General features: G+C 60.3%; 22 protein-coding genes and 5 pseudogenes. 16 read left to right on the top strand and 11 right to left on the bottom strand.

Features of this window, described 5'->3' with window-relative positions:
- The 3 genes and pseudogenes from BV911_RS15265 to BV911_RS19780 all read left to right on the top strand — a co-directional run.
- Positions 1-201, top strand: a 201-nt coding sequence (locus BV911_RS15265) for an IS3 family transposase (protein ID WP_139840022.1), incomplete at its 5' end; no start/stop codon positions are given.
- A 30-nt stretch (positions 202-231) separates the two neighbouring features.
- Positions 232-621, top strand: a pseudogene (locus BV911_RS15260) (transposase); the annotation flags it as partial.
- A 56-nt stretch (positions 622-677) separates the two neighbouring features.
- A pseudogene (locus BV911_RS19780) lies at positions 678-803 on the top strand (ATP-binding protein); the annotation flags it as partial.
- Between the two features lie 207 nt (positions 804-1010).
- Here BV911_RS19780 and BV911_RS15250 read toward each other — a convergent pair.
- Positions 1011-1106 (bottom strand): annotated as a pseudogene (locus BV911_RS15250) (transposase domain-containing protein); the annotation flags it as partial.
- Between the two features lie 12 nt (positions 1107-1118).
- Positions 1119-2126, bottom strand: coding sequence for an AraC family transcriptional regulator (locus BV911_RS15245; protein WP_139840108.1), 1008 nt, complete (start codon positions 2124-2126; stop codon positions 1119-1121).
- Positions 2127-2340: 214 nt separating this feature from the next.
- On the opposite strand from BV911_RS15245, the gene BV911_RS15240 reads away from it, so the two are divergent.
- From BV911_RS15240 to BV911_RS15230, 3 genes are all read left to right on the top strand, one after another.
- On the top strand, positions 2341-2703 hold the full coding sequence (locus BV911_RS15240; RefSeq protein ID WP_168184098.1) for a helix-turn-helix transcriptional regulator: 363 nt from the start codon (positions 2341-2343) through the stop codon (positions 2701-2703).
- Positions 2704-2706: 3 nt separating this feature from the next.
- Positions 2707-4209, top strand: a complete 1503-nt coding sequence (locus BV911_RS15235) for a DUF1254 domain-containing protein (protein WP_086054475.1) — start codon at positions 2707-2709, stop codon at positions 4207-4209.
- A 94-nt stretch (positions 4210-4303) separates the two neighbouring features.
- Entirely contained in the window at positions 4304-5290 is a 987-nt protein-coding gene (locus BV911_RS15230) for a DUF1214 domain-containing protein (protein WP_205963868.1), read from the top strand.
- Positions 5291-5424: 134 nt separating this feature from the next.
- Here BV911_RS15230 and BV911_RS20045 read toward each other — a convergent pair.
- Positions 5425-5595, bottom strand: a pseudogene (locus tag BV911_RS20045) (IS6 family transposase); the annotation flags it as partial.
- A gap of 74 nt (positions 5596-5669) precedes the next feature.
- On the opposite strand from BV911_RS20045, the gene BV911_RS19220 reads away from it, so the two are divergent.
- The 3 genes and pseudogenes from BV911_RS19220 to BV911_RS20040 form a co-directional block, all read left to right on the top strand.
- Positions 5670-5990, top strand: a complete 321-nt coding sequence (locus tag BV911_RS19220; protein WP_256388266.1) for a transposase — start codon at positions 5670-5672, stop codon at positions 5988-5990.
- 173 nt (positions 5991-6163) lie between these two features.
- Complete coding sequence (locus BV911_RS15215; RefSeq protein ID WP_086054473.1) at positions 6164-6613, top strand: helix-turn-helix domain-containing protein; 450 nt, start codon at positions 6164-6166, stop codon at positions 6611-6613.
- A gap of 65 nt (positions 6614-6678) precedes the next feature.
- Positions 6679-6903 (top strand): annotated as a pseudogene (locus BV911_RS20040) (IS5/IS1182 family transposase); the annotation flags it as partial.
- Between the two features lie 87 nt (positions 6904-6990).
- Here the strand turns inward: BV911_RS20040 and BV911_RS15210 are convergent.
- The 4 genes from BV911_RS15210 to BV911_RS15195 form a co-directional block, all read right to left on the bottom strand.
- A complete protein-coding gene (locus tag BV911_RS15210) occupies positions 6991-8004 on the bottom strand; it encodes an HAD family phosphatase (RefSeq protein ID WP_086054482.1) in 1014 nt (337 codons plus the stop codon).
- A 57-nt stretch (positions 8005-8061) separates the two neighbouring features.
- Positions 8062-9657: an arylsulfatase gene (locus BV911_RS15205; protein WP_086054472.1), complete on the bottom strand. Its 1596-nt coding sequence runs from the start codon at positions 9655-9657 to the stop codon at positions 8062-8064.
- A 184-nt stretch (positions 9658-9841) separates the two neighbouring features.
- The gene (locus tag BV911_RS15200; RefSeq protein WP_086054471.1) at positions 9842-11575 is read right to left on the bottom strand and encodes an arylsulfatase; all 1734 of its coding nucleotides are present in this window, start codon (positions 11573-11575) and stop codon (positions 9842-9844) included.
- Between the two features lie 10 nt (positions 11576-11585).
- Positions 11586-12107 (bottom strand): hypothetical protein, encoded by a 522-nt coding sequence (locus BV911_RS15195; protein WP_139840106.1) that lies wholly within the window; start codon positions 12105-12107, stop codon positions 11586-11588.
- Between the two features lie 144 nt (positions 12108-12251).
- Here BV911_RS15195 and BV911_RS15190 point away from each other — a divergent pair, with 144 nt between their 5' ends.
- On the top strand, positions 12252-13211 hold the full coding sequence (locus BV911_RS15190; RefSeq protein ID WP_240512271.1) for a formylglycine-generating enzyme family protein: 960 nt from the start codon (positions 12252-12254) through the stop codon (positions 13209-13211).
- 125 nt (positions 13212-13336) lie between these two features.
- Here the strand turns inward: BV911_RS15190 and BV911_RS15185 are convergent, their stop codons facing one another.
- Together BV911_RS15185 and BV911_RS15180 are read right to left on the bottom strand one after the other, a co-directional pair.
- Positions 13337-14176, bottom strand: a complete 840-nt coding sequence (locus BV911_RS15185) for an amidohydrolase (protein WP_086054469.1) — start codon at positions 14174-14176, stop codon at positions 13337-13339.
- Positions 14176-15210 (bottom strand): aldo/keto reductase, encoded by a 1035-nt coding sequence (locus tag BV911_RS15180; RefSeq protein WP_086054468.1) that lies wholly within the window; start codon positions 15208-15210, stop codon positions 14176-14178. The genes BV911_RS15185 and BV911_RS15180 overlap by 1 nt, the downstream gene beginning before the upstream one ends.
- A 148-nt stretch (positions 15211-15358) precedes the next feature.
- Between BV911_RS15180 and BV911_RS15175 the strand changes: the two genes are divergently transcribed.
- From BV911_RS15175 to BV911_RS15155, 4 genes are all read left to right on the top strand, one after another.
- A complete protein-coding gene (locus tag BV911_RS15175; protein WP_086054467.1) occupies positions 15359-15619 on the top strand; it encodes a type II toxin-antitoxin system Phd/YefM family antitoxin in 261 nt (86 codons plus the stop codon).
- Complete coding sequence (locus tag BV911_RS15170) at positions 15616-16032, top strand: type II toxin-antitoxin system VapC family toxin (protein WP_205963867.1); 417 nt, start codon at positions 15616-15618, stop codon at positions 16030-16032. The genes BV911_RS15175 and BV911_RS15170 overlap by 4 nt, the downstream gene beginning before the upstream one ends.
- 145 nt (positions 16033-16177) lie before the next feature.
- Entirely contained in the window at positions 16178-16825 is a 648-nt protein-coding gene (locus BV911_RS15165; protein ID WP_086054466.1) for an SGNH/GDSL hydrolase family protein, read from the top strand.
- 174 nt (positions 16826-16999) lie between these two features.
- Positions 17000-17926, top strand: a complete 927-nt coding sequence (locus BV911_RS15155; protein ID WP_086054464.1) for a ribokinase — start codon at positions 17000-17002, stop codon at positions 17924-17926.
- Between the two features lie 67 nt (positions 17927-17993).
- Here BV911_RS15155 and BV911_RS15150 read toward each other — a convergent pair whose 3' ends face one another.
- Together BV911_RS15150 and BV911_RS15145 are read right to left on the bottom strand one after the other, a co-directional pair.
- Positions 17994-18668, bottom strand: a complete 675-nt coding sequence (locus BV911_RS15150) for a type 1 glutamine amidotransferase domain-containing protein (protein WP_086054463.1) — start codon at positions 18666-18668, stop codon at positions 17994-17996.
- A gap of 22 nt (positions 18669-18690) precedes the next feature.
- Entirely contained in the window at positions 18691-19722 is a 1032-nt protein-coding gene (locus tag BV911_RS15145) for an NADP-dependent oxidoreductase (RefSeq protein ID WP_086054462.1), read from the bottom strand.
- Between the two features lie 338 nt (positions 19723-20060).
- On the opposite strand from BV911_RS15145, the gene BV911_RS15140 reads away from it, so the two are divergent.
- Both BV911_RS15140 and hpxZ read left to right on the top strand, forming a co-directional pair.
- Complete coding sequence (locus BV911_RS15140) at positions 20061-21644, top strand: gamma-glutamyltransferase family protein (protein ID WP_086054461.1); 1584 nt, start codon at positions 20061-20063, stop codon at positions 21642-21644.
- 38 nt (positions 21645-21682) lie between these two features.
- Complete coding sequence (hpxZ, locus tag BV911_RS15135) at positions 21683-22060, top strand: oxalurate catabolism protein HpxZ (protein ID WP_205963866.1); 378 nt, start codon at positions 21683-21685, stop codon at positions 22058-22060.
- Positions 22061-22114 lie beyond the last annotated feature (54 nt).

Raw genomic sequence — 22114 nt, 5'->3', positions numbered from 1 at the left:
ACGATAAACGGCCTATTCAAAGCTGAGGTCATTCATCGCCGTGGCCCCTGGCGCAGCTTTGAAGCCGTCGAATATGCCACCCTCGAATGGGTCGACTGGTTCAACAATCGCCGCCTGCTGGAACCTATCGGGAATATCCCGCCCGCTGAGGCAGAAGCAAACTTCTATGCTGCTATGGAAAGATCAGATATGGCCGCGTAACTAAGACAATTCAGCCTCCGGCAAACCCGGCGCGGTTCAAACTCCATGGATGCCGGATTCTGCGTAGAGGCTTTGAAAGAAGCCCTGCTTCGATACGGCCCGCCGGAAATTTTCAACACCGATCAAGGTAGCCAGTTCACCAGCACCGATTTCACTGAAGTGTTGCTCGACGCAAAGGTCAAGATTTCGATGGACGGGCGCGGTCGTTGGATCGACAACCGCATGATCGAACGGCTCTGGCGATCATTGAAATACGAGTGCGTCTACCTGAACGCCTTCGAGGCCGGCTCGGAAGCCCGCAAGGGGATCGGTGCCTGGATCACATACTACAACGAAAAACGCCCACACTCATCGCATGGGCTGCTGACGCCCGGTGAGGCTTATGATACCCACAATCAACACCTGAAAGTCGCCGCCTGACATGAACCCAATGCTATAGCTTGGATCGGCGGAAAACTGGTCTAAAATCTAGGACCACCTCTGTCTTCGGCTCCGAACGCCTTACCGGTGCCATCCTGGATCGCTTAACCCACCATGTGCATATTTTGGAAATGAACGGCGACAGCTACCGGCTGAAACAGAGCCGAAAACTCCAGGACTGAACTCCCCAAAACAGCATCAGTGCTGGCCTACGGCCAGCGCGCTCTGGCACGCGTTAGCTATGTGGTGAGCACACGCGCCAGAGTGCCACCGACATCCCGAGCGTGGCCCCTTTTTGCGCCGGTAAATGGCCCATTATGTCACCGTGATTGACAAGCGACGTATCCGTCCGGTCCCGCAGCGCTTGACGCCTATTTCGGCGTCCAGTTTCATGGCGCGAGTTCATCGATGCGGTTGATCTTATGATCAGCGATCCGCTCGAGAACCCAGGCAAGCCAAGCTTCGGGATTTACGCCGTTCATTCGCATCTTACGCACCTACTTGCAAATCATGCTCGCATTCACCCCATCGCGACGTGCGGCCAGTTTCCGGCGATAGATTGTCGGCGTGACACCTGTATGACGGCGAAATGCCCGAGTGAAGTGTTGCGGGTTCTCATACCCAGTCATTATTGCGACATCGATGATCTTGGCTTTTGGATCTTCGAGCAGCGTGCGGGCCGCGTTGAAACGCGCCTCCTGCCGGACATCGGAAAACGACAAGTGGCACTGTCCCAGCCGCCGCTGCAAGGTGCGCTTACTCATCCCGACCATGTCGGCTGTCATGGCAAGATCGAGGCGGCTATCGTTCAGATAGGGTTGGACAACCTGCCGCAGGAGGCTTGCGAAGGTCCACTGTTCGGCGGGGTCGTCAAGCCGGTCCACAAGAGACAGGGCCTGAGGGGCTGCGTCGTGCGTCGGCAACGCCAGATCGGTGCGGTCAACCAGAATGGACGTGTGGGGCTGTGCGACAAGGATGCGCGTATTCGGAAAGGCTTCGCGAATGATCTGGGTCGGGGGATAGCGCGTCACGAAGCAAATCTCGTGCGGGCACCACATCTGCCCCGCCACGCTGCGCAAAACCGAGATCACCCCTTGCAGATTTAGCCATTCGGCAAAACAGATAAAGGGATGCCGTTCAAGCTGAGCTGTGCCGCAAAACACCCGGACCTGATCGCCTTCCGCACGTAGGGTCCCCCGAAAGTCGCTGTCTTCCAGACGCGCAACACACAGCAAGGCTTTGATCCTGTCAAGACCGGTTTGTCCCCCGATGATTGCGGCCTGATGCGATGGCTTGAGAGATGCTAAAGACGCCGTTCGTGCGGCGCGGAACCCAAGTTCCATCGGCTCGACATCACGGCCGCACCGGGCGACCCATTCGAGGGCCAATGGGACGCTGACATACAGTTCTGGCGTCTCTTCGACTGAGGGGGGTAAGAGCGAGCGTTCGAGATCACGCTCCACCGGTGCGCCGAAGCCTCGCATCACGGCGAGGTAGTCAAGCAAGTGCGCCGCCCTGACGATTGCGATCCGATTGCCCAACTGTCCCGTACCTTTGTCCGAGGCCCCGAAAGTGGCGCGATATGGTCGGACAAGGCACCTTTACCCAGACACACTGAGCACATCAAGTTCCTCAGGATCACTGTTCCTCATGCCGCGTTCAATACGCAGACACAATCCCGCGATCCCCCGGGTTCGCGCGGTCATCGCAGGACAAACATTGTCTGGGTCGGTATCCCTTGATCTGGTTGCCGCGGAATTGGGCACCAGCCCGCGCACTCTGCAACGTCGATTGGCCGAGCAGGGGCTCCGGTTCTGGAAAATCGTTGACGATACGCGGCTGAGCATTGCCGGTGCCTTGCTGCGGGAAACGGAATTGAGTGTGCAGCAGATTTCAGATCGCGTCGGATACAGCACCCCCGGCGGCTTCGCCCGGGCATTTGGTCGATGGGCAGGCATGTCGCCCACAACCTTTCGCAACGTCTCGGCACCCGGCAGGACAGATTGGCGCGAAATGGGCAGACCAGACGCCCATTTAGAGATAGTTCAGCATCAACCAAAGACATCCAGACTGGAGAGTTGACCCATGCCCCGCCTGATTTCTGCCACGAGTGTATTCGCCCTTGTCGTTTCAGCAGGATCTGCCTTCGGAGAGGTCTCGTCCGAGACCCTGAAGTCCATCTCCATTCCCGACACGGTCGAGACAGCCATTGGGACGCTTGATTTCTTCGACGGGGTGCCGGCCGCCGCGACTGCGGACACACTCTATGACAACCTCGACCGCCTGCGTGGAACGGATGTGTTTCTCGACAATGTTGGCGCGGTGTCGATGTACAGCGTGCGTACCGGCCTTGCCGACGCCGGAGCCAAGGGGGCGAACAAGATCGCGGTCTTTGAGCAGCTGATGGATTCCGAGACACTGGTCGTTACGGCCAACACGTCGACGCTTTATGCCTATACCTACACCGACCTTGCCGTTGACGGACCGACGGTGATCGAGATCCCACCCGGCATGCTGGGGTTTCTTGACGATGCCTGGCAGCGGTTCGTCGGCAACATGGGGGTGACCGGACCGGATCAGGGCAAGGGCGGCAAGTACCTAGTGGTTCCCCCCGGCTATACCGGCGAGATCCCGGACGGGTATTTCCTGCTGAAGCCACCAACCAACCGGAACTTCCTGTTCCTGCGCGGCTCAATTGCGGATGGGCTGAAGCCCGCGGTTGAGAACATCACCTCCAAGCTGCGGGTCTATCCTCTGAAAGACGCGGCGGACCCGGCGGCGACGGAATTCGTCAATGTCTCCAACATGGCGTTCAACACCATCCTCCCAAGCGACTTTAGCTATTTTGAGCAACTGAACGAGATCATTCAGCAAGAGCCGATCGATGCCATCACCCCAGATGTGCGCGGCGAGATTGCCGCCCTCGGCATCGTCAAGGGCCAGCCGTTCGCGCCTGATGACCGGATGAAAAAGCTGCTGACCGAGGCCGCCACGCTTGGTGCAGCGACCGCGCGCTCGATCACTTATTATCCACGGATCGACGGCGTTCGGATTTACCCGGATGACCCCGGCAGCGTCTGGTCCACTGCATTCGCCAACAAGAATACCAGCTTTGAAGCCGATGGCATCATGGGGCTGGATGCCCGGACGCTGTACTATTTCAACGCCGGTGGGGTGACCCCGGCCATGGCGGCCACGCATCCGGGGCAAGGGTCGGATTACGCGCTGGCGCTTCTTGATGCCACTCAGCAGCCGTTCGATGGGTCGAAAACCTACAAGCTGCATCTGCCGAAAGATGTCCCCGTCAATGATTTCTGGGCGCTTACACTTTATGACACCCAGACCCGCTCACAACTGCAGACCAGCCAAAGCTTCCCAACCGTCGGTAGCCAAACCAAAGGCATGACGCAGAACACGGACGGCTCGTATGACATCTATTTCAGCCCGAAAGCCCCTGAGGGTAAGGACGGCAACTGGCTTCAAACGGTGCCAGAAAAGAGCTGGTTCACCATCCTGCGCATGTACGGCCCGTTGGAGCCGTGGATCAACAAAAGCTGGCGTCCCGGCGAGATCGAGCTGGTGCAATAACCCGCCCGGCGGCCTCGCCCAATTTGACAAATCCCTCTTCCACAAGGCACCCAACGCTATGAAATACCTCTGCGTTCTTTCTCTCACGGTCACGATGACCGCGATCCTGGCTTCGGTGGCGGCATCTGCCGAACCGATCACCGTGAATGTCGAAAACTTCGACCGCGCTCAGACCGACATGGAATTTGACGGCATCATCAAGCTGGCTGGTGGCATCAACAAACTGCACAGCAACCGGACCCCGACGCCGATCGACAAACAGAATGTCATCCGGATGAACCGCGACACGCTGTACAGCTTGGGCGTTGTCGACATCTCGAACGGGGCCACGGTCACCCTGCCGGATGCCGGGAAACGGTATATGTCGTTGATGATCATCAACAACGATGGCTACGTCAATAAGGTGTTCTATGGTGCCGGTACGCATGAGTTGACCGTTGACGATTTTGATACCCCGGTCGTGGGCATCGTGATCCGGACCCTTGCAAATCCCGAAGATGCGACGGATTTGGAGGCGGCCCACAAGCTTCAGGACATGATCGAAATTTCGGCCGGGTCCGACGCTGCCTTCACCATGCCCGACTATGACCACGCCAGCTATGAGGCGACGCTGAGCCCCATTCTGGATCTGGCCAAGGGCCTGAAGCGCTATATCCACACCTTCGGTTCGAAGGACGAGGTCAATGCAGTCAACTTCATGATTGGTACGGCCTCGGCTTGGGGTGGCCTGCCGGACTCGGCTGCTGTCTACGTCAATGTGCAGCCCGACCTGCCGGTGGGTGCCTATGAACTCAAGGTCGCAGACGTGCCGGTCAAGGGATTCTGGTCGATCAGCCTTTACAATGCCAAGGGGTACTTTCAGGAGAACGCCCTCAAGGCTTACAGCCTCAACAATCTGACCGCCAAGCCAGACAGTGACGGCAGCTACACCATCCGGTTCGGTGACTGCGGCGATGGCGTCGAGAACTGCCTGCCGATCATGGAGGGCTGGAACTACGCAGTGCGCATGTACGAACCCGAGGAGGCGATCCAGAACGGCACTTGGACCTTCCCCGGCCCGCCGACACCAAGGACGAAGTAAAGATCGCAGCGACAGGCGTAGTTACTGGGATCGCCCTACAAGAAGAAGTCACCGGGGCATTGTCAGGTTGTTCGTGCGAGGCCTGATCAATAGCGGCGTGGCCTTCATGCGGTCATTTCTTCGGTATAGTCACTCTACGGGCTGAACGCGTCAGCCCGGGGGTGGCGGTAGGATCTGGCGGAAAGGCCGTGGCGCCTCGGACGAAAGATGGCGTTGTTTTGGTCATGGGCTGAAAAAAGCCGGTGCGCCTAGCTAGGGGATTTGAGACGACTCATGAACTTTTCTCGTCGTCGGGTTGGCCAGTGCCCCCTGTGTCAGCGTAGTTGTCCGCCGCTCTATTTTTCCTCTATTTCTCAGGTGGGCGGGATAGGATGATGACGTGGGATACTCACCGGAACGCAAGGCCGCGGTGCTGAAACGAATGCTGCCGCCGAACACCATAGCCATTCGGCAGCTGTCACAGGAAGAAGGGATATCGGAGGCGACCCTTCACAAGTGGCGGGCTGAGGCGCGCGGCAAAGGGCAGCTTTTGCCGGATGCTGACGCTGGACCTGAAGGGTGGAGTTCGCGTGATAAGTTCGCGGCGGTGCTGGAAACGGCGGCGTTGAATGAGGCTGACCTGGCCGAATACTGCCGCACGCGTGGGATTTTCCCGGAGCAAATTTTGGCTTGGCGCGGCGCTTGCTCGCGAGGCCAATGATTGGGAACGGACCAGCTCGGCCCGGCTAAACCAGATGACGAAGGACGGACATAAACGGATCAAGGAGCTGGAACGCGACCTTGCCCGCAAGGATCGCGCCTTGGCCGAGACAGCAGCACTTCTGGTTCTCAGAAAAAAGGCCGCGGCGATCTGGGGGGGGGCGACGAGGACGCATGATCAGCACCCCACATCGCCAAAGCGCCATCGCCCTGATCGATGAGGCTGTCTGTGCTGGCGCGCGACGCCCCAAAGCCTGTGCCGAGCTGGAGATCAGCGACCGCACCCTGCGCCGCTGGAGGAAAGACGGTCAGGCGCAGCCGGATCAGCGGCCCATTGTGCTGCGTCCTGAACCGGCCAACAAGCTGAGCCTGGTGGAGCGCATGGCCGTGCTGGATGTCTGTAATTCAACGGAATTCGCCAGCCTCCCGCCCAGCCAAATCGTTCCGAAACTGGCCGATCAGGGACGATATCTAGCCTCGGAAATCCGTCACCTGCTTGCACGCCTTCTCTTGCGCTCTATTCTTGCCGCCAATGTCATCTGGGATTGGTCGAGATGGCGACGCGCCCATCAACTCGACGCCGCAAGAGCTCATCGGAAAACTAGACTCAAAATACAACTGTAGTATTAAATCGTGGCAAGACCAATATCTGGACGGTCAACGCCGGTGCCGCAAGGCGATCATGGCGCGTGACGCTGCGCGCAATACGATAATATGGCACAGCGTTCTGGACACGCTGGAAAGGATACCATGGGAGTAGGGGCGTCGAGGCGACGCTGCGCTGTCTCAAGGCATTCGGAGAACGCATCGCCGTAAAAGACCCCGGCTGCCAGACTGTCAAAATCCAAACCCGCATCGCACTCATGAACCGCTTCAACGACCCCGGCACCGCCGAGATCGTTCGCGTGGCATAACCCAAGCGGGGAAGGCGGTAGTCACGCCTTACGCGGGACTACTGAAATAATGCCCAGCTGTGGTTCCGCGCATCGGTGTGTGCTTGATTACTTAACCTTTTCGACCCCTTTTGCGAAAATGGTTTTCCAGTCGTTTTTCATGCTGATGACGGTCCAGTCATTCTGCTCGGCGGAATCCATCAGAGCCTCGCTGAACGTACCAACTTTGGTGTCTGGCAATCCGTTCGCTGGGCCGTAAGCAACCTCACGGTCGGCGTCATCATGCAGCAGCAGAAACCCAAGCCGCAGCCCGTCGCCCGCCGTGGTCCATTGCAGCATTTCCTTGTCGCCTTCGGTGTTGCCGAATGCGATTTGCGGGCGTTTGCCGATGAAGAGGTTGATGCCGATCGCTTTGCCGTCGTCATTGTCATTGAAGAACAATTTGGCATCGCGCATCAGGACAGGCTTGCCGTCGACCATCTGGTATTTGGTGGCGATGCTCGACCCGATGACCTGCTGGGTCGGAACCCCATAGACGTCATTCGCATAGGCCCGCACGAACTCTTGCCCGCCGCCGGTGACAATCCACGTTTGGAAGCCGTTGGTGCGCAGCAGATCCATCACTTCGTGCATTGGCTGATAGGTCAGTTCAGTCACCGGCGCGTCGAAGATCGGGTTCTTCGACGTCGGCAGCCAATCCGATACGATTGTCTCGAAATCGTCGGTGCTCATGCCGGCATGGGTCACGGCGACGATTGCCATCCAGTCCTTTTCGGTAAACTTGGCCATCGCCGCATGGTCACCGGTCAGCACCGACTTGAACGGTTCGGTGTCTTTCCATTCGGGATGGTCGGGCGCCATTTTTGCCAGCCGGTCGAGGGCGAAAAAGCCCTGACCGTAGAGGGGTTGCTCGACCCAAAGGGTGCCATCTTGATCGAAGGTGGCGAGGCGGTCGTCGGGGGCGACGTAGCTTGCTTCGCCCTCGGCAGTCGTTTGTGCCACAAATTCCAGGATGGCGGTCTTTGCCGCACCTTCATTCCAAGACGGCAACGGGTCGTCCTGCGCCGCCAGTGGCAGCGGGGCAGCCAGCAGGGCAAATGCAATTGTCAGGGTTCGAAGCATTGTGGTGCCTTTAAATTCTGGATCAAATGAGTGTCGCATAGGTCAGGTCCTTTTTTGCTAGTTGCTGCCTTTGGCATTCATCAGAACTTCCATCGCTTGATCAATGGAAAAGCTGCCGGGTTTTTGCCGAGGTGGGAATTCCTGAAAGGTTTGCAGCATCTCCCCGACAATTTCCTGAGCCGGCACGAACACGAACATATGTTCGACGAACCAGCGCTCATAGCCGCCAGCTTCGTGATCGGCGCGTTCGAACGGATCAGACCGCAGGTTGAAGATTTTCGGTGCACGCAGCGGCACCAATGGCTGCATCCAAACTTCGAGACCATGCGCCTGCTGTTCCATGAAGACGGCTTTGTACTGGTCGTAGCGCAGTCCGGCGAGATCGCCATCATCGGTCCAATAGAAGAACGAGCGTCGCGGATCTTCGGACGTCGGGTCGGCCAGAAGCGCACTCTGGTCAAAGCCGTCGAGGTGAACCTTGAATGTGGCATCTCCGACCGTATGGCCTTCGAGCAGGTCGGCCTTGATGTCGGGTTCGCCAGCCGCGGCCAGCAATGTCGGCAGCCAGTCTTCGGCCGAGACGATGCCGTTTACTTCGGTGCGCGGCGCCACATGGCCGGGCCAACGGATCAGGGCAGGGGCGCGGTAGCCGCCTTCCCAGTTGGTATTCTTTTCACCCCGGAACGGCGTGGTGCCGCCATCCGGCCAAGAGAAAGTCTCGGCGCCGTTGTCGGTGGTGTAGATGACGATGGTGTTGTCAGCGATGCCCAGATCATCCAGCCGGTCAAGGACTTGGCCCACATGGCCGTCATGTTCGACCATGCCGTCAGGATAGATGCCAAGCCCGGTTACACCTTCCGACTCCGGCTTGAGACGGGTCCAGATATGCATACGGCTGGGGTTGAACCAGACGAAGAACGGTTTCTCGGCCTCATGGGCCTGGTCGATGAAGGTGAGGGTCGCGTCGAGGAATTCCTCGTCCACAGTTTCCATGCGTTTCTTGTCGAGCGCGCCTGTGTCTTCACAGTTTTGGGCCCCGTTTGCGCCAAAGCGCGGGTCCTCGCCGGGCACCACATCGCTGGTCGCGGTGCAGCGCATCACGCCGCGTGGGCCGAACTTATCATGGAATTCCGTGCCCTTCGGATAATCCGGATGTTCCGGCTCGTCCTCGGCGTTCAGGTGATAAAGATTGCCGAAAAATTCGTCGAAACCGTGCACAGTGGGCAGGAATTCATTGCGGTCACCAAGATGGTTTTTGCCAAACTGACCGGTCATGTAACCCAGAGGTTTCAGAAGTTCGGCAATGGTCGGATCCTCGGGCTGTAGCCCTTCCTTGGCTCCTGGCAGACCAACCTTCAGAAGGCCAGTGCGCATCGGGCTCTGCCCGGTGATGAACGCGGCGCGCCCGGCGGTGCAGGATTGCTGAGAATAATAATCCGTGAAAATCCCGCCTTCTTCAGCCAAGCGGTCAATATTGGGCGTGCGATAGCCCATCTGACCCCGGTTGTAGGCAGAGATGTTCCAGTAACCGATATCGTCGCCCATGATGACGAGAATATTGGGCCTGTCGGCATCCTGCGCCACTGCGGGCATTGCGACTGGAAAACAGAACGTGGCAAGCGCCGCGGCCAGAAATCTCGTGCGTGGTGTCATCGTGGTTTCCAATTCGATCGGTGGAGGGGCCGCCCAGTGCGGACCAATCCGGGTGATAGGTCAGCGGCGGTCGTCGTCCGCGACGTGTGGCACAGCGGCGGCAGGGGACACTTGCCCTTGCCGCCGCCCGCCAAACTGTTCAGTGGCGCGCCCCCTCTAAGTGGGGCCGTGGCCGATCCGCGCTTTATTGCCCCGCGTGGCTGGACGTGTTCAGGTTTTTGACCTGCTGGATCACATCCTCAAGGTTGTAGCTGGAGGGGTCCTGCATTGGCGGGAAGTCGTGGTAGGTTTCCAGTTCCCGAAGCCACAATTGCTGGCCGATCGGCAGCAGGTTCCAGTCATAGGCATAGGCGGTGAGCGGCCCGGCAAGTGCGCCGCCCACACCCTGTAGGGTCTTCAGCTGGCTGCCGATCGATGTCTCAAACGGGTCGCGCTTGATGTTGACGATCTGGGTCCAGTGGTAGGGGACGACGCCTGTCGTGAAGCCGGTCGGAGCGTCCGAGACCATCGCGAAGTACATCTTCCAGTTCTTGAAGCGTACGGCTGACGGATCCTTGCCAGAATAGTACATGAACGTATCACGAGCGGCGGTATCGGACTCGCCCAGCAGGTAATCGACCTGGTTGACCCCATCGAGCGTGGTCTTGACGATGCCGGGATACTCACCCTTCTCAATCTGTGCTCTGAGGTCATTTTGCTTCGGGCCACCGGCGATGTCGACCAGCGTCGGCATCCAGTCGAGCGAGGCGAAGATGTCATTCAACACGGTGCCGGGCTTGATGTGCCCGGGCCAGCGGATGACAGCAGGCGCACGCATGCCGCCTTCCCAAGTGCTCAGTTTGCCGCCCTTAAACGGGGTCACGCCGCCATCTGGGAACGTGATGGTTTCTGCGCCGTTGTCGGTGGTGAAGATGACGATGGTGTTGTCAAGCTCGCCCATGTCTTCGAGTTTCTTCAAGACATAGCCGATGTTGTCGTCCATCTGCTTCATGCCGACTTCGTTGGCGCCCCAGTCTTTGCCGCCTTTGGTGCCGAGCATGTCAGCGTATTCGTCCGACAGCACGGTGGTGATGTGCATGCGGGCGGGATTGTACCAGACGAAGAACGGCTTGTCGGTCTTCTCAGGATCGTTGCGGTCGAGGAAGTCGATGACTTGGGCCGAGATTTCCTCGTCCACGGTCTTGGACCGCTCAAGCGTCAGCGGGCCTTCATCGGTGCAGGTCTGGTTGGCCGAGGTGCCGTCGCTGGACGTGCAATGGATCACCGGCCGTGGCGGGGTCAGACAGATGGTGGTGGCTGGATCAACCGCGCCAGCAACTTCTGTCAGGCCCGGGATCGGGGTGTTCTTGCAGACCGGCGCAATCGCCTGATCGGTCGGCCCTGCATTGATGTCGGGGAAGCTGACGCCCTGCATTGCGTCGAGGTGATAGAGGTAACCCCAGAATTCCTCGAAGCCATGCGCGGTTGGCAGCGCGTCGGTGTGATCGCCCAAGTGGTTCTTACCGAACTCACCGGTTGAATAGCCCAGATCGCGCAGGAACACCGCGATCGACGGGGTGCCGGGTTGAAGATAGCTTGGGCTGCCCGGAAGCTGCGGCATGATCATGCCGGTCCGAAGCGGTTGCATCCCGGTGAAGAACGCGTTTCGCCCTGCCGTGCAGCTTTGCTCGGCATAATAATCGGTGAACATCGCGCCTTCATTGCCGATCCGGTCAATGTTGGGCGTTTCGCCGACCATCAGGCCACGGTGGTAGATCGACGGCTGCATCCAGCCGATGTCGTCGCCCATGATGAACAGAATGTTGGGTTGCGTCGGGGTCTCTTGTGCAGACGCAGGCGTGATCGCCCCGAATGCGGCCAGTCCCAATGCAAGCGTGCTTGCACAGGTCAAGGCGGATGTTCGTCTTGGTTGTGTCATGTTTCGTCCTCTAGTTCTTGGAATGTCGCGGCAAATCGAAGGCGTGATCCGCGGTCACGTCCGTGTCCGACCCCGGTATGTGCTGCAGATGTGTGGCAAGATCGGTCAGAATTTCGGCTTCCAACTCTGCGAGTAGATCCCGATATTCCTGGGTGCGGGCGGTGTATCCGGGCCCTGCATTCGCCCATAATTGCATCGCGGCGGCGCCAGCTTCAAAGTCCTCACACGCGGATAAAAAACTGGCATCTATCGCGCTTAGCCGGCGGATCGCCAGCTCGTGCGCCGGAAGTCTTGTGATAATTGCCCCAAGCTTGGTCACCGCGTCGCCTCGTGCAATGTGACAGCCACTGCAGCTGCCAAACTTTGCATGCGCCTGCCGGTCGGTTCCTTCAACTGCGGTACGGTACGTACCCCCGGTAATACCTCCAGTATCCGCCTTGGTTTTCCTGACAATTTGTGCGATTTTCCCGAAAATGGGCATGCGGATGGCACACGGATCGGATGGAACTTTTGTGATCAAGCCGGTTGCCAAAAGGCCGGCCTCGTCAGCCGGGGGCGGATGCGTTAGGGCGAGGTTTGGGGACGGAGTTCTGGTGCGGTTGGGGTCCGTCAGAACGCAGCGCGCCGTCGATGACAGTGTCGCCGCTGCGCCCAATAGTTAGTCAAAGGATACACGATGAACTCTGCTGCTGCGCCTGTTGTCCAATCAGCCATGCGTCATATTCCGGGGGGCACGTTTCAAATGGGGTCTGACCGGCATTATGCCGATGAAAAGCCAGCGCACCGGGTGACGATCAGTGAATTTTGGATTGATGAGACGGCTGTGACCAACGCGGAGTATGCCGTCTTTGTCGCCGCAACCGGCTACGTCACTGTCGCCGAGCGGCCGCTTGATCCTGCCGATTATCCCGGTGCAGACCCAAAAATGCTGGTGCCCGGATCCTTGGTGTTTCGGATGACCGATGGTCCGGTGGACCTCACCGACTACCGGAACTGGTGGGCGTGGACCCCCGGCGCATGCTGGCGCCATCCTGAGGGGCCAGACAGCACCATCATCGGACGGGAGGATCATCCGGTCGTGCAGATTGCGTTTGAGGATGCGTCTGCTTACGCGACTTGGGCCGGCAAGGAATTGCCGACCGAGGCCGAGTGGGAATATGCCGCCCGCGGGGGCTTGGACCGCGCCGAATTTGCGTGGGGCGACGAACTGAACCCTGATGGTCAGTTTATGGCCAATACGTGGCAAGGACCGTTTCCTTGGCGCAACTTTGAAAGCGATGGCTTTACCGGCACCTGTCCGGTGCGCAGCTTTCCCGCAAACGGCTATGGGTTGTTTGAGGTCTGCGGCAACGTCTGGGAATGGACGATGGACTGGTTCACCGCAGCGCACACACCTGCGGATGCAACAAACCCATCCTGCTGCGCAATCATTGACCCGCGTGGACCTGAGCGCAAAACCAGTCTCGATCCGCGCCAGCCGACCATCAGCATTCCGCGGCGGGTTGTGAAAGGCGGATCGTTCCTTTGCGCCCCGAATTATTGTCGGCGTTACCGCCCGGCGGCGCGCCATGCCCAAATGATTGAGACCGGCATGAGCCATATCGGATTTCGCTGTATTCAGCGTCGGACTGCCTGAAGAGGCTCTGTCGTCCGACACTGCCCTCGGGACGGCAACCGGTGTGGGCCGGGGCCGATGCGGGGGCGTTGGCCCAACTTGCCCGGCTTGCGGACATGTTGGGCCGTTGCAAGCCGCCGCTTCTGTCAGGCGGTCAGCCCATAGAAGGTCGCGGCGGTGCCGCCAAAGATCAGGGCTTGGTCCGCGGGACTAAGCCCGGCGGTTAGGGTGCGGGCGGCCGTCACCCAATCGTCATAGCTGCTGGCCAGTTGGCATACCGGCCAGTCAGAGCCCCACATCACCCGGCCCGGTCCAAAGACCTGCAGAATATGATCGGCATAGGGCTGCAATTCGGCAATGGTCCAGTCCGCAGAGGCTTCGGTCACCAGCCCGGACAGCTTGCAAAAGGTCGTGGTGTCCGCCGCCAAGCGGGCCATGCCATCGGCCCAAGGCCCAAAGCTTTGCGGATCACAGATCTGCGGCTTCATGCAATGGTTGATGACCGTGGCCATCTCGGGATAGCGGGTCAGGATGGTGCGAAACTGTTTCAGGTGCCGGGCAAAGCCAAGCGCCTCAAAGCGCAGACCCAGATCCCGGACGGCCTGAAAGCCCCATTGCACGTCGTCGCGCAGCATCCAGTTGTCATCTTCGAGATCCTGAATCATCGGGCGCACCCCCAAGAACCGGGGGTGTTGCGCCAGCCGGGTCAGGGCGGTCAAATCGTCCGGGCGCTCGAAATCGACCCAGCCGATCACGCCCGCAATACTGGGCGTCGCATCGGCCAGTCCCAGCATGTACTCGGTTTCCGCGATGCTGGGCGCGGCCTGTACGAGGATGGTGTGGCCAATGCCGTTCTTTGCCAGCAGCGGGGCCAAATCGGCAGGGCCATAGGCGCGGGAGAGGATGGGATCATCGGCGGGCATCCAACCGTAATCCCCCCGGGCCGGGTTCCAGTAATGCTGATGCGCGTCGATCAAGTTGGTCATTATCGCGGCTCCGTCGGTGTGTCGGGATGCAGCAACCCGGCTGTTTTCAGATCCAACCACAGGGCCGCCGGGATCTCGGCCGCAGCGGCCCGCACATTGGATGACATCTCAGTCAGACCTTGACCGCCGGGGATGACGGACAACACGGCGGGATGCATCAAGGGAAACTGGAAGGCGGCATCGACCAGTCGGACCCCGTGCGCGGTGCACACTGCTTCGATCTGAGAAACGCGGCTCAGCACGTCCGGTGGCGCAATCTCGTAATTATAGAATGCCCCGTCCCGCGGACCGGTGGCCAGGATGCCGGAATTATACGCCCCGCCAATGACAAGGCCAATGCCGCGCTGGACACAGAGTGGCAGAAAGCTTTGCAGTGCCTCTTGTTCCAGAAGCGTATAGCGACCGGCCAACAGGAAGATGTCAAAATCACCCCGTTCGGCCATGGTCTGGCACGGTTCCCACTGGTTCACTCCCGCCCCAAAGGCAGAAATAACCCCCTGATCGCGCATCTCGACCAAGGCGCGATAGCCCCCCGCCATCAGTTCATCGATCCGGGCGTCCACAGCCGCTTGGCAGCCTTGATTGAATATGTCGATGTCATGGGCGAACAGCATGTCGAGGCGATGGGTGCCGAGCCGCTCTAACGAGAATTCCACCGACCGCATCACTCCGTCGTACGAGAAATCATAGACCTCTTTGCGGGCGGGCACGTCGAACCATTTGCGCAATCCATCGCGCTGATCAGGCGCACAGGGCGCCAGCAAGCGCCCGACTTTCGAGGACAACACATAGGCATCGCGCGGCTTGTCACGCAGGAACCGGTTCAGCCGGGTTTCCGACAAGCCCAGCCCGTACAGCGGCGCGGTGTCGTAGTACCGCACCCCGGCCTGCCAGGCTGCCTCCAAGATGGCGTGGGCATCGTCATCGCTGATGGCGCGATACAGATTTCCCAAAGGCGCCGTGCCAAACCCCAGTTCAGTGAACGTCAGCCCGCCAGTGCCAAGCCGATCCCAATGGCGTGTTTTCAAGGTCATGTGGTCCTCCCGTATGTCCTAACCGGGGTTTAGTGGAGCCCGCGTCCGCCTGCACCTGAAACTTTGCGCCCTAGGGCTGGCTGACTTGACAGGCCCGGTCAGAGCGCCCAGATTAAGCTAGCCAGTTAGCTAGACAGGACAAGCTGATATGTGGACGGTTCAAGACGCGAAGAACAAGTTCAGCGCCGTGGTCGACGCGGCGTTGGCAGGCACCCCCCAACAGGTCACTCGACGGGGCAAGCCCGCCGTGGTGGTGATGTCCGTCAGCGAGTACGACCGGCTCTTGCAAGGGGCGACCCTGACCCGGGGTGGGTTTGTGGCGCATCTTCTGGCCTTTCCGGCCGGCGCGTCGGATCAGGATGCGGGGCCAGACCGGACGCAGATTGTGCCGCGCGACGTCTCGTTTTGATTTTTCTTCTCGACACCAATGTGATCTCGGCGGTGCGCCGACCGGATCGTGCGCCGCAGGTGGCGGCTTGGTTGTCCGGGCGGGCCGAACAGGATCTGGCCATCAGCGTCATCACTTTGGGCGAGATCGAGCGCGGGATTGCCCAGCAGGAGCGCCGCAACCCACAATTTGCGGCAGATCTTCGGCAGTGGCTTGACCGGACCGTTCTGCTGTTTTCGGATCGGATTTTACCCTTCGGCGCGGAGGAGGCCCGCCTTTGGGGCCGTTTGTCGGCGCGACTGGGCCATTCTGGGGCTGACCTGCTGATCGCGGCCACGGCGTTGGCACAAGGCGCCACTGTCGTCACCGGAAATGTCGACGATTTCGCCCCCACCGGGGTGGCGATCGAAAACCCATTCAGCCCGACGCTGTGACGATGGGTGACGGTAGCCAGATGACGCGCGGCGAACCGCCCAGCCGATACTGCATGCCCGGCTGCTTCCGCTGTCGTGTGGTCGCCCTATGCGCGATCCCGGCACCCGTTTAAAATCTTGCCCCGTTTCACCTTGAGGACTTTCCATGACACACCGCAGCATTCTATGCTTTGGCGATAGTAACACCCACGGCACCCGTCCCCTTGCAGTCCTTGGCGAGATGGCGCGTCTGGATCACAGCCACCGCTGGCCCGGCGTTATGGCGGCGGCACTTGGGCCTGACTGGTCGGTGATCGAGGAAGGTCAGCCCGGGCGCACCATTACCCATGACGATCCGGTCGAAGGCGCGCATAAGAACGGGCTGACGGTTCTGCCCGCGCTGTTAGAGACCCACCGACCGCTGGATCTGGTGATCGTGATGTTGGGCACCAATGATTTGAAGCACCGGTTTGCGGTCACACCTTTGGATATCGCCCGGTCGGCGGGGCGGTTACTGTCTGTCATTCGGGCCTCAAATGCCGGTCCGAACGGGGCGGCACCTGCCACGCTTTTGATCTGCCCGCCGCCGATCGTTGAGGCCGGAAGTTTGTCTGAGATGTTCGAGGGTGGGGCGGCAAAATCTCAGGTGCTTGCTAGCCGCTTTGCCGCGATTGCCGAAATGATGCAGGTTCCGTTTTTGGACGCTGGCGCTTGCGCCGAGGTTGATCTTTTGGACGGCATTCATCTGACCGAGGCGTCGCATGGCCGGCTAGGCGTCAGTGTCGCCGAAGCGGTTCTTGCCCAATTCAGCTAGGCCCGCCCCAGCTCATGGTCAGCGCCGACCGCGTTGACTTTTATGCCAAGGACGGCGCAGATTATGCGGAGTATCGGGCCAGACAGTTGTGCCTTTTTGGCTGCATCCTGTGCCGCAAACGCGTAATCCCGCCGGACGCTTAACGCCTGAAGACGCCTGAAGAGGAAATACACCATGTCCGATCAAATTGTCATTCTGGGCGTCTTCGTCGCCGATACCACCTATCGCGCCGACCGGGCGCCGCGCATGGGCGAGACCATTTTGGGCAACAGCTTTGCACTGGGGCCTGGCGGGAAGGGCTCCAACCAGGCGGTGGCGGCGGCGCGGGCCGGGGGTGCGGTGCATTTTCTCTCGCGGTTGGGCGAGGATACTTTTGCCGAGATGGCGCTGTCGATCTGGCAAGACGCCGGGGTGGTGCCGGTGGTCAGTCGTCATGCCGACAGTTATACCGGTGCGGCTTATATCTTCGTCGAAGAGGCCACTGGCAATAACGCCATCATCGTCAGTCCCGGGGTCGCCGGAACCATCGTCGCGGCGGATGTCGAGGCGCAGCGCGATCTGATCACCGGTGCTGCGGTGTTTATGACCCAGCTGGAACAGCCTATGGATGCGGCCCTGCGCGGCTTGCTGATCGCGCGGGACGGCGGCACCATCACCATCCTGAACCCCGCACCCGCAGCCGCATTGCCGGATGGAATGCTGGCGCTTTGCGATTATCTCACCCCGAATGAATCCGAGGCGGCAGCCCTAACCGGCTTGCCGGTAACGAACTTGGAAGAGGCGGGCCGCGCGGCGCAGGCGTTGGTGGCGCAGGGCGTCGGGGCCGCCATAATCACGTTGGGGGCGCAGGGCGTTCTCTATCACAACCCTGAGCGAACCGTGCATGTTCCGGCCATTTTGGCCGGGCCGGTTCTGGAAACCACCGGCGCGGGCGATGCATTTAACGGCGGCTTTGCGGCGGCACTGGCCCGCGGGGCTGACCCGATTGATGCGGTGCGGTTCGGCTGTGCCACAGCCGGGATTTCGGTCACCCGGCCGGGGGCTGCGGCGTCCATGCCGACCTTGGATGAGATCAAGGCACTGTTGGCACGCCAACCCTGACCGACATCGGGCGGCCCGGTAAGGTCAGAGGGGGGGCGGGCACGCCGTCCCCCTTCCATCGTTGGCGTCAGAGCAAGGACAACAGCTTTTGCGCGGCTTCTTCGGATGAGGCCGGGTTCTGGCCCGTGACCAGCTTGCCATCCATCACCACGAACACGCCCCAATCGTCGCCTTTTTCATAATCGGCGCCGTTGGCTTTCAGCATATCCTCGACCAGAAACGGAACCACGTCGGTCAGACCAACGCCCTCTTCTTCGGTGTTGGTAAAGCCCGTGACCGTCTTTCCGGCCACCAACGGCTTGCCGTCGCTGCCTTTGGGGTGCTTGAACACCGCGGGGGCGTGGCAGACGGCCCCGACCGGGCGGTCGCTGGACCAGAAGGTTTCGATCAGACGAATGCTGTCTGCGTCCTCGGCCAGATCCCACAGCGGACCGTGCCCACCGGGATAGAAGATGGCGTCGAAACCTTCAGCGTCGACAGAGGACAGCACGGCGGTGCTGGCCAGCGCCTGTCGCGCCTCGGGGTCGCCCTTGAAGCGGTTGGTCGCGTCGGTTTGGGCATCCTCGCTATCGCTTTTGGGATCAAGCGGCGGTTGCCCCCCCTTCGGTGAGGCCAAAGTCACCTCGGCCCCCGCATCCTTGAAGACGTAGTAGGGCGCGGCAAATTCTTCCAGCCAAAAGCCAGTTTTCTCGCCCGTATCACCCAGTTGATCGTGAGATGTCAGAACCATCAGGATCTTCATGGTCTCTCTCCTTTGTGTTGGTTCAATCGTTCAAATGGATGACGCGCTTGCCAAACGCTTCGCCCTTGAGCAGCCCAACGAACGCGGCAGGCGCTTGTTCCAAGCCTTCGATCATCTCTTCGCGATACTTGATTTTGCCTTCCGAGACCCAATCGCCCATCTGTTTGGCAAATTCCGGGTAGAGGTGGCCGAAATCATTGAACACGATGAAGCCGCGCATGGTGGCGCGCAGGCGCAAGATCTGGCCCATCAGATAGTTCATCCGGTCCGGACCATCGGGCAGCGAGGTGGCATTGTATTGCGAGATCAAACCACAAACCGGAATCCGGGACGAGGGGTTCAACAGAGGCAGTACCGCGTCGAAGACCGCGCCGCCGACGTTTTCGAAATAGATGTCGATGCCGTCAGGTACCGCCTGTTTCAGGGCATCGGGAAACCCGTCGGCCTTGTAGTCGATGCAGGCGTCAAACCCTAACGTGTCAACGACATGGGCGCATTTCTCGGCGCCGCCGGCAATCCCGACCACTTTCAGGCCGAGGATCTTGCCAATCTGGCCGACGGTTGCGCCGACCGGGCCGCTGGCCCCGGCGACCACAAGCGTTTCACCCGCCTTCGGCTGGCCGATCTGGGTCAGTCCCGCCCATGCGGTCAGACCCGGCATGCCAAGTACGCCCAATGCCCATGAGGGATGCTCAGGCGATTTGCCCATGTTGATCACGCCGGTGCCATCGGACAGAGCATAATCCTGCCAGCCGCCAAAGGCGACGACCCAATCGCCCGCTTCGAACCCGGACACATCCGAGCGCACAACCTGCGACACTGTCCCGCCGACCATAGCGTCACCGATTTCGACCGGATCGGCATAGGATTTGGCGGCGCTCATCCGACCGCGCATATAAGGGTCAAGCGACAGGTATTCATTGCGCAACAGCATCTCGCCCTTGCCGGGGGTCGGAACCGCGTCGGTCTCAAGGCGCAGGGTTTGTTCCGTCGGTTCGCCCTTGGGACGTTCGGCAAGAACAAATTTGCGATTTGCGGTGTCGGATTGGGTCATAGATCTGGTTCCATTCTGTGGGCCGATAGACCTCGTCGGGGGCGCAGTTGTGCCAAGGCCTAAGTATTGTTGTTCAGGGTAGGTATGGGTTCGACCGGGAAATTCAACGTCGTGATCGCCGCATCGTGATCCGACGCCGGGTGCGCAACGCAGGCCAACGAGACAGCATCTGCGCGTCAGCCTGCTGTCGTGATCAATTGCCAGTTGGCAAGATGGTAAGCCGCCTAACAATCGCCAAAACAAGATGACGGGCGCGCGAAACGCCATATAACCGTGAGACAGGAGCGGTCGGTTCGCCGCCCGCAACACACTGTCCGATATGAGGGTTTTAGTCCGCTATGACGTTTGAAAGCTGTTATCCGACCCATCGCAGTTCCCTTCTGGCCCGCAATGTGGTGGCGACCTCGCAGCCGCTTGCGGCCCAAGCCGGACTGCGGATGTTGCTGGCGGGGGGGAACGCTGTCGATGCCGCCCTCGCCACGGCGATCACGCTGACGGTGGTGGAACCGACCGGGAATGGGCTGGGCAGTGATGCGTTCGCCATCGTGTGGGACGGGGCCGAATTGCACGGCCTAAACGCCTCGGGACGGTCGCCCGCCGGGTGGCATCCCGACCGGTTCGCTGGTCAGACCACCATGCCGTTGCGCGGCTGGGACAGCGTGACCGTCCCGGGGGCCGTGTCTGCATGGCGGGCGCTGTCTGACCGGTTTGGGGCGCTTCCTTTCGCAACCCTGTTTGGACCTGCAATCGGCTATGCCTGCGATGGCTTTGCGATATCGCCAACAATTGCAAAGCTTTGGAAGATCGGTGCGGCGCAGTTGCAGGACCAGCCGGGCTTTGCCGAGACATTCATGCCGGGCGGCCGCGCCCCGCATGCAGGCGAGACGTTCCGCAACCCCGATCTGGCCGCTAGCCTGACTGCCATTGCCGATACCGGCGGTGATGCGTTCTATCATGGGGCCTTGGCCGAGCGGATCGCAGCGGCCGCCGCGTCCCACGGTGCGGCGTTGAGCAAAGCGGATCTGGCCGCGCACCGGGTCGATTGGTGTGGCACGATCCAAACGGGATTTCATGGCACTGAACTGCATGAAATTCCGCCAAATGGCCAAGGCATCGCGGCCCTAATTGCCTTGGGGATCTTGGAGCGTCTGGCCCTCAACGCGACAGATCCGGACGACCCTGCGAGCCTGCATTTGCAGATCGAGGCGGTGAAGCTGGCCTTGGCAGATGCCGAGGCGTTCGTCTCGGACCCCGGCAGCATGGCGGTGACGCCAGAGGCGCTGTTAGATGATGGCTATTTAACCCGCCGGGCGGCGTTGATCGACCGGGCGCAGGCGCAAGACCCGGGGGCTGGCGCGCCGACCATGGGGGGCACGGTGATGGTGACGGCTGCGGATGAAGCGGGCAGAATGGTGTCGTTCATCCAGTCGAATTTTTCCGGGTTCGGATCGGGGGTGGTGGTGCCGGGAACCGGCATTCACCTGCAGAACCGCGGGGCCGGATTTGTGCTGGAGCCGGGACATCCCAATCAGGTCGGACCGGCTAAGCGCCCGTTTCATACCATTATTCCGGGGTTTGCCATGCGCGACGGCGCGCCTTGGATGAGCTTTGGGGTGATGGGCGGTCCGATGCAGGCGCAGGGCCATGTGCAGATGATGGTGCGTATGGTGCTGTTCGGGCAGTCGCCGCAGACGGCCAGCGACGCGCCGCGTTGGCGGGTCATTTCCGGACGCAAGCTGGCGGTGGAATCGACGATGCCGGACGCGACAGTGGCCGCGTTGACCGCCCTCGGGCATGAGATTATCCGCGAGGCACCGGACAATGCGTTTGGCTTTGGCGGGGCGCAACTGATTGCGCGTCACGGAACGGGCTATATCGCCGGATCGGATCATCGCAAGGATGGGGCCGCGCTGGGATACTGACGCGCGAACCTGCTAAAAAATAAGGATAAATCAACACGATGGACATCAATATTCCCGAGGTTCTGGCCGAAGTCACGGCGGCATTCAACGCCTATGAGGCGGCATTGACGGGCAATGATGTCGCGGTTTTGGACGGGCTGTTTTGGGACAGCTCTGCCGTGGTCCGCTATGGCGCGACCGAGAACCTTTACGGCCACGCGCAGATTTTGGCGTTCCGCAAGGCGCGGCCGTCGGCGGGATTGGCGCGAGAATTGCGATCGACCGTGATCACCACATTTGGGCGGGATTTTGCGACGGCGAATACCGAGTTTCGGCGCGACAGCAGCGCCGGGATCGGGCGTCAAAGCCACAGTTGGGCCAGACTGGAGGGGGGCTGGAAAATCGTCGCCGCCCATGTTTCGCTGATGTCGGACTAACGTCGGACTTTTATCGGACTTTCGTCGGGCCCTGTGTCGGACTGCCGGGAGCGG

This window comes from Pseudoruegeria sp. SK021 (assembly GCF_002119405.1).
Classification (GTDB): domain Bacteria; phylum Pseudomonadota; class Alphaproteobacteria; order Rhodobacterales; family Rhodobacteraceae; genus Meridianimarinicoccus.
Note: the sequence above shows the minus strand (reverse complement) of the source record. Positions and strands in the feature narration are given on the sequence as shown.